The 11,564-nt window shown below is 74.6% G+C and carries 7 protein-coding genes; 6 read left to right on the top strand and 1 reads right to left on the bottom strand.

The genetic code is table 11. The annotated features are described in order from the left end of the window. Nucleotides 1-46 precede the first annotated feature (46 nt). Together ABT048_RS39465 and ABT048_RS39460 are read left to right on the top strand one after the other, a co-directional pair. A complete protein-coding gene (locus ABT048_RS39465) occupies nt 47-1,816 on the top strand; it encodes a phosphatidylglycerol lysyltransferase domain-containing protein (RefSeq protein ID WP_350526485.1) in 1,770 nt (589 codons plus the stop codon). A gap of 277 nt (nt 1,817-2,093) precedes the next feature. Continuing rightward, entirely contained in the window at nt 2,094-2,786 is a 693-nt protein-coding gene (locus ABT048_RS39460) for a hypothetical protein (RefSeq protein WP_350526472.1), read from the top strand. Between the two features lie 51 nt (nt 2,787-2,837). On the opposite strand, the gene ABT048_RS39455 is transcribed toward ABT048_RS39460, so the two are convergent. Next, entirely contained in the window at nt 2,838-5,687 is a 2,850-nt protein-coding gene (locus tag ABT048_RS39455; RefSeq protein ID WP_350526471.1) for an ATP-binding SpoIIE family protein phosphatase, read from the bottom strand. Between the two features lie 246 nt (nt 5,688-5,933). On the opposite strand from ABT048_RS39455, the gene ABT048_RS39450 reads away from it, so the two are divergent. The 4 genes from ABT048_RS39450 (at nt 5,934) to ABT048_RS39435 (ending at nt 11,362) form a co-directional block, all read left to right on the top strand. Further along, nucleotides 5,934-7,163: a rhodanese-like domain-containing protein gene (locus tag ABT048_RS39450; protein WP_350526470.1), complete on the top strand. Its 1,230-nt coding sequence runs from the start codon at nt 5,934-5,936 to the stop codon at nt 7,161-7,163. Between the two features lie 120 nt (nt 7,164-7,283). Beyond that, complete coding sequence (locus ABT048_RS39445; protein WP_350526469.1) at nt 7,284-7,946, top strand: DUF5819 family protein; 663 nt, start codon at nt 7,284-7,286, stop codon at nt 7,944-7,946. Continuing rightward, nucleotides 7,943-9,238 (top strand): HTTM domain-containing protein, encoded by a 1,296-nt coding sequence (locus ABT048_RS39440; protein ID WP_350526468.1) that lies wholly within the window; start codon nt 7,943-7,945, stop codon nt 9,236-9,238. Before ABT048_RS39445 ends, ABT048_RS39440 begins: the two co-directional genes overlap by 4 nt. A 9-nt stretch (nt 9,239-9,247) precedes the next feature. Beyond that, nucleotides 9,248-11,362: an FUSC family protein gene (locus ABT048_RS39435; RefSeq protein ID WP_350526467.1), complete on the top strand. Its 2,115-nt coding sequence runs from the start codon at nt 9,248-9,250 to the stop codon at nt 11,360-11,362. Nucleotides 11,363-11,564 lie beyond the last annotated feature (202 nt).

Here is an 11,564-nt window from a genome sequence, read left to right as displayed (position 1 = left end):
GAAGTCGGAGCCGTCCGCCACCTCTCCCGGGCCCCGGCCCGTCGGTGTGCTCGACCGCTGGCGCCCGAGGGCCGCCGTCGCCTCCGTCTGGTACCTGCGCCTGATCGCGCTGCTGAACGTGGCGACGGTGCTGCTGGTGCCCTTCCGCAACCAGGTCAGCGAGCACAACGAGGGTGAGTACTTCACCCCGTACCTGATGACCTCGGGCCTGGCCAGCGCGGTGCTGTCGGTGTTCCTCGCCATCGCGATGCGGCGGCGGAAGCGGGCCGCGTGGATCTTCAACGCGGCGCTCGGCGGGCTCTTCGCGCTGCTCTACCTGGCGCTCATGGCACTTCCGGACGAGCGTTTCCACGCGCATCCGCTCAACTACTTCTCCACGATCCTGACCTGCCTGTTCGTGCTGGCACTGCTGGTCGGGCGCAAGGAGTTCACGTCCAAGGGGGACAGCTCCAACCCGAAGACCGCGGCGGCCACCTTCGTCGGCGGGCTGCTGTTCGGCGGCCTGGCCGGTTCGCTGTTGGTCTGGGCGACCAACGAGCTGTCCGGCGCGGGTTTCTGGGACCTCTTCCGGTACTCGGTCGGCCGGATGATCACCATCACGCCGTCCGAGCACCTGCGCTCGGTGATCGCCGCGCCGACCTGGGTGAACGCCGCGATCAACGCGATGGGCGGGGTGCTCTTCCTGCTGGTGCTGTACGTGGCCTTCCGCAGCCCGCGGGGCACCGAGCTGCTGACCGCGGAGGACGAGGCGAAGCTGCGCGGGCTGCTGGAGAAGCAGGGCGAGCGGGACTCGCTCGGCTACTTCGCGCTGCGCCGGGACAAGGCGGTGATCTTCTCCCCCAGCGGCAAGGCGGCGGTCACCTACCGCGTGGTCGGCGGCGTCTCGCTCGCCTCGGGCGACCCGATCGGCGACCCGGAGGCCTGGCCCGGTGCGATCGACGCCTGGCTGGCCGAGGCCCGCGAGCACGCCTGGGCGCCGGCCGTGATGGGCGCCTCCGAGGAGGCCGGGGTGATCTACGCCCGGCACGGGCTGGACGCGCTGGAGCTGGGTGACGAGGCGATCGTCGAGCTGGACGAGTTCTCGCTGGACGGCCGCGCGATGCGGGTGGTCCGGCAGGCGTACAACCGGGTCAAGCGGGCCGGGTACACGGTGCGGATCCGCCGCCACGAGGACATCGCGGAGGCGGAGATGGCCGCGCTGGTGGCCAAGGCCGACGAGTGGCGCGACGGGGCGACCGAGCGCGGCTTCTCGATGGCGCTCGGCCGGCTCGGCGACCCGGGCGACGGCCGCTGCGTGATGCTGGAGTGCAGCGACGGCGAGGGCGAGCTCAAGGCGCTGCTGAGCTTCGTCCCGTGGGGACCGGACGGGCTCTCACTGGACCTGATGCGCCGGGCCCGGGACACCGAGAACGGCCTGATGGAGTTCATGGTGATCGAGCTGCTGCAGCGCGCCGACGAGGTCGGGCTGAAGCGGGTGTCGCTGAACTTCGCGATGTTCCGCTCGGTTTTCGAGCGCGGTTCGCGGCTGGGGGCCGGACCGGTGCTGCGGCTGTGGCGTTCCGTCCTGGGTTTCTTCTCGCGCTGGTGGCAGATCGAGTCGCTGTACCGGGCGAATGCCAAGTACCGGCCGATCTGGGAGCCGCGCTACCTGCTGTTCGAGAAGAGCAGCGAGATTCCGCGGATCGGCATCGCCAGCGCGCGCGCCGAGGGCTTCATCGTCGCGCCGAGCCTGCCCGCCCTGTTCCGACGCCGGCACGCCGGAACCGCCGTGGTGGCGCCCCGGGAGCCGGTGGCGGCCCGGGACGGGAAGGGGTAGCCCTCCGTCGGGGGGCGGAGGGGGCCGGTCGGTCGAATGGGGGTCCGGAGGGGGGACGAGTCTCCCCCCTGAGGATGACCCTTATCCCCATCCGTGCCGATGTGCCTTTGTTAAGAGGCTTCTAATGTTGGACTAGACGAGAGTTCGGGGATTCGGAGAAACGGCTGTGATTTTCAGGACCCACGCGGGGGGCGTGCGAAAGGGGCCGCTGGCGCTAGCCGGAACGGCCGCTGTCGCCGAGTGGGGAACGTTGTTCGTGACGGTGCGGAACACGGTGGTGCGAAAGAAGTTCGCAGCGGTTCCGTTGGCCACGCTGGCGACGTTTCTGATCCTGCTGTTCAGCATCGTCCAGCACCTGCCGGGCGGTGAGCACTTCGTCAATCGGATCGGGGTGGTGCGGGCGGCGCTGCCGCTGGACGTCTCGCTGCTGCGGACTCCGCTGTCGCTGTACGTCCCGGCGCTGGACCTGCCGGTCTGGGGGGCGCTGGCCCAGGTGTTCGTGGTCTTCGCGATCGCCGAGATCGTGCTCGGCCGGCGGATGACCCTGGTGGTCGCCTATACCTGCACGCTGGCGGGCACGCTCTTCGCCCGGGTGGGCGTCGCGATCGGGCCGCACCACCTGTTCGGCTTCCCGAAGTGGGTCGCCTACGTGCGGGACACCGGGCCGTCGGCCGCGGTGGTGGCGCTGGCGATCTGCATCGCGTTCCGGTGCCGGGCCTGGTTCACCGCCTGCCTGGTGGTGGCCGTGATGGTCGGCGAGGCGGTCGTGCTGCCGAACCTCGCGGGCCTGGAGCACGTGGTCGCGGTGATCACCGCGCTGCTGATCGCCGTCTCCGTCGAGGTCTTCGGGGACTTCTGGCCGCGGGTGCTGGCCGGGGTCGGCGCCGCCACCTCGGTGGCCACGGCCGCCTCGCGGGAGGTCGCGGTGGAGGCCCGGCGGCGCCGGCCGGCCGGGGCGCTCATCCCCTGACGGACAACCGTCCACGCCTGACGGCCGCGTACGGACACCCGTACGCGGCCGTCAGGCGTGCGGGAGGGGCAGTTCGAACCAGACGACCTTGCCGACGGCCTTGCGGGCGGTGCCCCAGCGTTCGGCGAGCTTGGTGACCAGGGTGAGGCCGCGGCCGGTCTCGCCGAGCTGCTCGGCCGGCTCCAGCGAGGGCAGGTTGTGGTTGTCGTCGCTGACCTCGACCAGCAGCTTGTCCACCCGGATCAGCTGCAGCTGGACGCGGTCCCGGGCGACCCGCACGGCGTTCGTCACCAGCTCGCTGACCAGCAGCTCGGTGGTGTCGCTGAGGGCCTCCAGGTGCCATCCGGCCAGCTGCTCGCGGACCAGCGAGCGGGCGCGGCGGACCTCGCGCTGGTCCACCGTGAGGTCCCAGGTGGCCACCTCGGACGGGGCGACCCCGTCGAAGCGGGCCACCAGCAGGGCCACGTCGTCCTTGCGGTCGTCCGTGTGCAGGCGGCGCAGCACCTCGTCGCAGGCCTGCTCGGGGCTCTGCTGCGGGTCGATCAGGTTGCCGCAGAGCGCGGCGAGGCCCGCTCCTATGTCCCCGCCCCGGACCTCGACCAGGCCGTCGGTGCACAGCACCAGCATCGAGCCGTCCGAGACGTCGATGGTCTTGGCGACGAACGGCACCCCGCCGACGCCGATCGGCGCGCCGGCCGGGATCTCCAGCAGCTCGCCGGTGCCGTCCGGGTGCACCAGGACGGGCGGGACGTGGCCGGCGCTGGCGAGCTCGCAGGTCCGGTTGATCGGGTCGTAGACCGCGTACAGGCAGGTCGCGAGGTGGTCGTCGCCGAGCTTGTGGGCCAGGTTGTCCAGGTGGCGCAGCAGCTGGCCGGGCGGCAGGTCCAGGGCGGCGAGGGTCTGCATGGCGGTGCGGAAGCGGCCCATCGCGGCGGCCGAGTGGATGCCGTGGCCCATCACGTCGCCGACCACCAGGGCGACCCGGCTGCCGGGCAGCTGGATCGCGTCGAACCAGTCGCCGCCGACCTCGGCCTTGGGGTCGCCGGGCAGGTAGCGGTGGGCGATCTGCACCCCGGGGATCTGCGGCGGGCGGGTCGGGATCATCGAGCGCTGCAGGGTGGTGGCGACCCTCGCCTCGGCGCGGTGCAGCCGGGCGTTGTCCAGCGACAGCGCGGCGCGGACGGCCAGTTCCTTGAGGGTCGCGGCGTCGCTCTCGTCGAAGGGGGCGCGGTCGGGCAGCCGGAGCAGCTTGAGGATGCCCAGCACGGTGCCCCGGGCGGAGAGCGGGACGACCAGCATCGAGCGGCCGGAGACCACCGGGGCCAGCCGGGCGCCGCCGAGCGCGATCGCGTAGTCGACCGCGACGTCGGCGCTGACCACCGGGACCAGCACCGGCTGGTTCAGCTGCAGGGCCATCCCGGGCGGGGTGCGGCGGGGCATGCTGACCAGCGAGCCCTCGGTGAGCACGTGGTCCCAGGCGCCGCCGGTCTGGTTGTAGACCAGGGCGACCCGGCGCAGCATGGTGTCGTCGTCCGGGCGGGCGACCGGCAGCTCGGAGTCCGAGATCAGCCCGTCCACCAGGTCCACGCAGGCGAAGTCGGCGACCCGGGGGACCAGCACCTGGCACAGCTCGTGCGCGGTGAAGCCGAGGTCCAGGGTGGTGCCGACCTTGCCGCCGACCTCGTTCAGCAGCGCCAGCTGCTCGCCGGCCTGGCCGTTGGTGAGGAACGGGCCGAGCCGTCCGGACGGCGGGCCCTCGGCGCTCGCGGGCGCGGGGACCGGGACGGGCACGGCGGCGGGCGGGGCCTGGTCGGCGCGGAGCGTCGGGTGGTCCGTGGCGGACGACTCGACGGCGGCTCGGTCGATGGTGGCTCCTCCTCCCGTGGGTGTGGGCACCTCCCGGCCGGAGGCCGGGGGAGGCACGGACGGGCCGCCGCCCGCGGCGGCGCCGCTGACGGCGGCGACGGGCTGGGCGACGGGCTGGGGGACGGACAGGTCGGCGGCCTCGCGCGGGGCGGTGTCGCGCGGGGTGGTGTCGCGCTGGGCTGTGTCGCGTTGGGCCGGGAGCTGAGCGGTCGGACGGCGGCCGGGCGCGGTCTGCTCGGGCTGCGGCGGCGGGCCGACCCGGGCGGCGCGCTGCTGCGGCGTCGGGTAGCGGCGGCCCAGGCCGGCGGCCGCGTGCGCCGTCCCGGTCTGCGCGTCGGCGGGCAGCACCGGGAGCACGGTGACCGCGTCCAGCCGCAGGGCGGGCAGCCCACCGAGCCCGATCGCGGTCAGCATCGCCGGGCGGTGGGCGGCGGGCAGCAGCCGGGCCAGCGGCTCGGGCACCCGGTCGCTGGGCGCGGTGAGGGTGGCAGCCAGCCCGTGGAAGCCGCCCCGGGCGGCGGGGGCGGCGGCGAACGGCAGCAGCCGCTCGCCGAGCGCCAGCCGGGGGCCGGCGGTGCGCAGCGGGCGGGCGTCGGCGGCCAGGGCGAGCAGCCCGCCGGACGGGCCGGGCAGTGGGTAGGCCCACCAGAGCACGTCGCGCTGGTGCTCCTCGCGGTCGGTGACGGTCAGCCGGCCGGCCCAAGGGCGGCCGGCCGCGGTCAGCTCGGCGAGGGTGTCGAAGGCGTCGCAGGCGCGGCGGACGGAGCACCGGCCGAGCGCCCGCGACTCCACCGCGGGCAGCAGGCCGGAGGCCGGGCGGTCGTGGGCGACGTCGGCGCGGTGCCCGAACAGCTCCTCGGCGGCCCGGCCCCACTGCGCGATCCGGCCGGACCGGTCGACCTGGACGAGGGCGAGCCGCAGCAGGGCGGCCACGCCCGTCGGGTGGTCGCCCGGTTCGGTTCCGTCGGCCGCCGGACGCGGTGTGGAGTTGGACTCGGCCACCATGGATTCGGTCTGCTCCCGCCTGGCCGCCACGCCTGGAGGCGGCCGTCTCTCCGGAGGAAGGCACGCTGCGGATACCAGCGAAGCACGGACCGGGCCGGGCTTGATACCGAAACGGGGAGATTCCTCAGTATCGGTTGCGTGTCGCGCGTCGCGCGCCGGTCCGTACCCCCGGTTCACCCGGACGGGGCTTTCGCGCGCGGCGGTAGGGTGGCAGGCCGGACCGCCCGTGCGGCGGCCCCGCAGGACGCAGCCGCCCGGACGAGACAGAGGCGAGAAGTGAGCGCGCAGAGCCCCGCCCGCTGGACGGACCCGGAGCAGCAGGAGCTGGAGGAGCGGGTCGCCGCCGCCGAGCTCGCCTGGCTCAGCATGGACGTGGACGTGCAGACGCTGCGGGTCGAGATCGACAACTTCGCCCTGATCCACCACCAGCTGCTCGGCCCGCTCTACGCCCGGCTGGACGAGCTGGACGCACTGGTCGCCGAGGCGGTCGCGGCCCGCACCGGCCGGCCCGAGGACCTGCGCCGGGCCGCCGAGGCACGGCAGCAGGTCGAAGAACTGCCGGACCTGGACGCGCTGTTCGACTCCGTCCAGGAGCAGCGGGAGCAGTCCGGCCGGGGGGAGGAGGCGGCCCCGCCGCCGCCCGCCGCGCCGACCCGGGTGCGGCCCGGCAAGGAGGCCCAGCGGATCTACCGCGAGCTGGTCCGCCGCGCCCACCCCGACCTGACCACCGACCCGGCCGAGCAGCAGCGCCGGGCCGCCTTCCTGGTCAGGGTCAACGAGGCCTACGCGTTCGGCGACGCCGCCGCACTGGAGGGCCTGGCCGCCGAGTGGTCCACCGCGCCCGAGGCCGCCCCCGCCGTCGACGCCCCCGACCGGTCGGACTGGCTGCGCCGCCGGCTGGACTGGCTGACCGCCAAGATCGCCGAGACCGCCACCGAGCAGGTCCGGCTGGAGCTGACCCCGATGGGCCAGCTGCTCGCCCTCGCCCCGCAGGACCCGGACCGGCTGCTGGAGCAGCTCGCCGAGGAGCTGCTGGCCAAGGCCGCCGACCGGCAGGCCGAGCTGGAACGGCTGCTCGGCGGCCCCGGCCCGGTGGACGGCGACGGTTCCCAGCCGGTGGGCGACAATGGCACGGACCCGATCCACCCCCAGCCTTCCCACGCCCAGGAGAGCCACACGATGTTCGCGCAGATCCCCACCGCCGACGCCGCCGCCGTGCCCGCCGACGCCGCCCTGCTGGACGTGCGCGAGCAGGACGAGTGGGACGCCGGGCACGTGGACGGCGCGCTGCACATCCCGCTGGGCCAGGTGATCGCCCGGCTCGGCGAGCTGCCCGACGAGAAGCTGTACGTGCTCTGCCGGGTCGGCGGCCGCTCCGCGCAGGTCGTCCAGTACCTGGTCCAGCAGGGCCGGGACGCGGTGAACGTGGACGGCGGGATGCACGCCTGGCAGGGCGCCGGCCGTCCGATGGTGAGCAGCACCGGCCAGGACGCCTTCGTCCTTTAGGGGCCCGTCTTCAAGGGGCCCGTCGGCAAACCCCCGCCCGGCACCCGGTAGGGCAGGATGGGCGCGCGCGAGCGCGCCGGTACCGGGCCGGGGGTGCCCGCCGACCGGGCTGGGGAGGCCATGACGGAGACGACGGACCGGCCGGCCGCGGGGAGGGCCTGGTCGAAGCCCGCGCAGCTCGTCCTCGGCCTCGCCGGGGCGGCCCTGATCGGCGGCACCGGCCTGTTCCTCGCCGCGGTGTTCCTGCACGTCGCGCCCGCCAACGCGCTGTCCCGGCAGTACCGGACCGCGGTCGACGGCGTGGTGTACCCGGAGTTCGAGCAGAACTGGAAGCTGTTCGCCCCCAACCCGCTGCAGCAGAACGTCGGCCTGGACGCCCAGGTGCGGACCGTCGCGCCCGGCGGTGCGACCACCACCCGCGACTGGACCGGGCTGACCGCGCAGGACATCGCCGCGATACGGGGCAACCCGGCGCCCAGCCACGTCGACCAGAACCTGCTGCGCCGGGCCTGGGACTTCTACGACGGCTCGCACAACCCGCAGGACGAGACGCCGGCCAACGCGCGCGGAAAGCTCGCCGAGCAGTACCTGAAGCGGATCGCGCTGCAGCGGATCGGCCGGGAGGCGGGCGGCGAACGGATCCTGGAGATCAGGTTCCGGGTGACCACGGTGACCGTGCCGCCGCCGTCCTGGAGCGGCGAGGCCGCGCCGCCGGAGCCCAAGGTGCGGGAGCTGCCGTGGTGGCCGGTCGCGGACGAGGACTACCGGGGACTGCTCGGATGAACGCGGTGTCGGCGCGGGACCCCCGGCCGGACGGCGCTGCGGTGCCGGACGCCGCGGCGCCGGCGGACGGCGTCCCGCGGCAGGCCGCCGCCGGGCAGCCGCCCGTCCCCGGGCCGGACGCGCCGGCGCCGCGCGGGCCCAGGGCGACCGAACTGATCGGACGGGCCGTCGGGGCCTTCACCGGGCGGGTGCTCGGACGCCACCAGGCCGCGGCGGTGCGGATCGGGTTCGGGCTGGTCTGGCTCGCCTACCTGCTGCGCGAGTGGCCCAACCGGCGGGTGCTGTACGGCGACCGCTCCCCCTGGTCGATGGAGCTGGCAGACCGGCTGCTGGGGGACGACGGGGCGTTCACCGTGCTGCCCTGGTTCGGCGGCCGGCCCTGGTTCGAACTGGTCTACCACCTGGCGGTGCTGGCGGCCCTCGGCGTGCTGCTGGGCTGGCGGACCAGGGCGAGCACCGTGCTGTTCCTGGTGACGGTGCTGTCGCTGCAGAACCGCGACGTCTTCCTCGGCGACGGCGGCGACAACGTCGTCCACCTGATGGCGGTCTACCTGGTCTTCACCCGTTGCGCCGAGGTCTGGTCGCTGGACGTCCGGCGGGCTCGGCGCACCGGGCGGGGCGGCCCCGGCGGGGTGGCGCTCTGGGCTGTCCTCGGGGCCGTCCTGGCGGTCTGCCAGTTCGGCGGCTTCGCCGGCGGGAACCTGACCTGGACCAGCCCGGACTTCCCCCACCTCGGCTGGTCGCCGCTGTTCTGGGGACTCTGGGCGGTCGCCGGGGTCTGGTGGACCGTCGGGCGGCTGCGGCCGGACGGCGAGCTCCGGGCGGTGCTCGACGCGCTGGCCACCATGGTGCACAACTGCGCGATGCTGGTGATCGCCGTCGAGGTGGTGCTGATCTACGCCACGGCCGGCTGGTACAAGGTGCAGGGCTCGCGCTGGCAGGACGGCACCGCGCTCTACTACCCGGTGCACCTGGACTACTTCACCCCCTGGCCCGGGCTGTCCGCGCTGGTCGGCTCGGCGCTGCTGCCGGTCTTCCTGATCTCCTACGGCACCGTGGTCCTGCAGGTGGCCTTCCCGTTCACGCTGCTCGACCGGCGGGTCAAGAACGTTCTGCTGGCCGTCATGATGCTGGAGCACATCGGGATCGCGGTGGTGCTCGGGCTGCCGGTGTTCTCGCTGGCGATGATCGCCGCGGACGCGGTGTTCCTGCCGACCGGGGCACTGCTGTGGGCGGCCTCGCGCGTGCGTCGGATCCGTACCAGCCTGATCCGGCGGGAGCCCGGGCCCTAGGATGTCGGTATGTCCTGGTTCGCCGCACTTCGTGACACCGCGCGGACCGGACTCACCCTGGACCGGGCGCTCACCGACCCCAAGCGGGCCGTGCGCGGGGCGGTCGCCGTCGCGCTGGTGCTCTTCCCGACGCTCGCGCTCGGCGGCGTCCCGCTCGCCACCTCGGCCGCGATGGGGGCGTTCATCGCCGGCTCGGCCACCTTCCAGCGCAGCTTCCGGCCCCGCGCCAGCCTCGCCGTCGCGGCCGGCCTCGGACTCGGCATCAGCACCTTCCTCGGCTACCTGGCCGCCGGGGTGTACGGGCTGTTCCCCGTGCTGCTCGCGGTGTGGGCCTTCGGCGCCGGGCTGTCCTGGGCGCTCGGGCCCACCGCCGGGGTGGTCGCGACCAACACGGTCTCGGTGATGCTGATCGTCGTCCAACTGCCGGTCAGCACCGTCACCGCGCTCGGCCACGGCCTGGTCGCCGCCCTCGGCGGGGTCGTCCAGGCCGTCGTCATCACCGTCTGGCCGATCGGGAGTTGGACCGCCCAACGCGCCGCCCTCGCCGACACCTACGCCGAACTCGCCGACTACGCGCACCGTTTGCGGCAGGACCCGACCGCGCACGTCGACCCGGAACCGTTCATGACCGCCCGGCACGCCTCCGCCGTGACGCCCTGGCAGGACCGCCACCGGCCGCCCGAACTGCGCGGCCTGCGCGGCCTCGCCGAACGCGTCCGGCCCACCCTCGCCGCGCTCGCCGACCCCAAGGTCGGCGCCCCCGGCGAAGGGCCCGAACGCGACCGGGCCCGGGAGGTGCTGGCCGCCGCCGCCGAAGTCATGGACGCCCTCGCCCGGGCGATCCGCACCGGCGACCCCGTCCGGCTCCCCCGGTCCGCGCCCGCGCTCACCCTGATCCGGCCGGACGACGAGGGACCACGGCTGCGGGGCGCCGCCCGGCGGTCCGCCCGACGGCTCGGCGGACTGCTGCGGAAGGCCGCGGACACCCTGGACCGCAACGACGCGGACACCATCACCACCCCCGTGGTCGGCGCCGGCGGGGCGCTGCACAAGCCGACGATCGGCCGGATGCTGCCCGTCGCCGCGCGGACCGTCCGGCGGCAGCTGCACCCCCGTTCGGCGATCTTCCAGCACGCCGTACGGCTCGCCGGGGTGGTCACCGCCGCCTACCTGCTCGCCCGGCTGGCCGGGTTCCACCACGGGTACTGGGCGCCGATGACCGCCGCCATGGTGATGCGGCCGGACTTCGCGCAGACCTACAGCCGGGGCGTCGCGCGGCTGGCCGGGACGGTCGTCGGCGTCGCGGTCTCCACGCTGGTGGTGCAGCTGGCCCACCCCGGGGAGTGGGTGCTGGCCGCGCTCGCGGTGGTCTGCATCGGCGGGGCGTACCTCGCGTTCCGGACCGGGTACGCGCTGACCACCGTCGGAATCTCCACCTACGTGGTGTTCCTGCTCGGGCTGCAGGAAGGGAACCCGCTGGTCACGGCCGTCGAACGGGTCGGGCTCACGCTGCTCGGCGGATCGATCGCGCTGGTCACGTACGCGCTGTTCCCCACCTGGCAGACCGCGCGGCTCGGGGAACGGCTCGCCGAGTGGCTCGCCGCCGCCGGGCGGTACGCGGGAGCGGTGATCGCCTGCTACGAGACACCGGCGGCGCCGCGGGGGCGGGCCGTGCGGAGCGCGCTGCTGGACTCGCGGGAGGCGCGGTCCGAACTCATCCAGGCGATGCAGCGGGCCGACGCCGAACCGGGGCGGCACGAATCCGGACTGGAAGGGGTGAGCCGGCGCCAGATCGACCGGGCCGTGGCGGCGGTCGGAGCGCTCGGGCGGGCGGCGGTGCTGCTGGAGGCGCACCTGCCGGTGACGGACGCCGATCCGGTGCCGGGGACGGCGGCGTACGCGGAGGAGCTGCGGCTCGCCACGGCGCTCGCGGCGGCGGCGCTGCTGACCGGGCAGGCGGTGGAGTTCGGAGCGGTGCGGGCGGCGCAGGCCTGGCTGGAGGAGGGGCTGGCGGGGGCGCCGGCGGGGGTTCAGCGGGACGTGGTGCGGGCGGGGGTGCGGTTGGTGGGGCAGGCGTTGCGGGATCTGGAGCGGGCTTTGCGGGGCAGTGCGGAGGGGCGGTAGGGGGTGGGCTTTCGGGAGGGTGGGGTGGACGGACGGGGTCGGCTCCGGGGGTGGCCGCTCCGGGGGCTGGATGATTTTCAGACTGCCGACTCTGGGGGTGCGGGGTCGGGCGCCGTTGGCAGTCTGAAAATCACCCGCAACGCCCCTCTCCGGGCCACCCCCTGCGCCGCCCCCGTCCGTCCCCGCAGCGCGTCCCTCTCGC

It is taken from the genome of Kitasatospora sp. NPDC096140 (assembly GCF_040303045.1).
GTDB lineage: Bacteria > Actinomycetota > Actinomycetes > Streptomycetales > Streptomycetaceae > Kitasatospora.
This window is presented reverse-complemented; position numbering and strand designations above follow the sequence as displayed.

Excerpts from the sequence above, each read along its gene's own strand:
- ABT048_RS39445 (WP_350526469.1), top strand. The coding sequence starts at position 7,284 with ATGACGGAGACGACGGACCGGCCGGCCGCGGGGAGGGCCTGGTCGAAG.
- ABT048_RS39440 (WP_350526468.1), top strand. The coding sequence starts at position 7,943 with ATGAACGCGGTGTCGGCGCGGGACCCCCGGCCGGACGGCGCTGCGGTG.
- ABT048_RS39435 (WP_350526467.1), top strand. The coding sequence starts at position 9,248 with ATGTCCTGGTTCGCCGCACTTCGTGACACCGCGCGGACCGGACTCACC.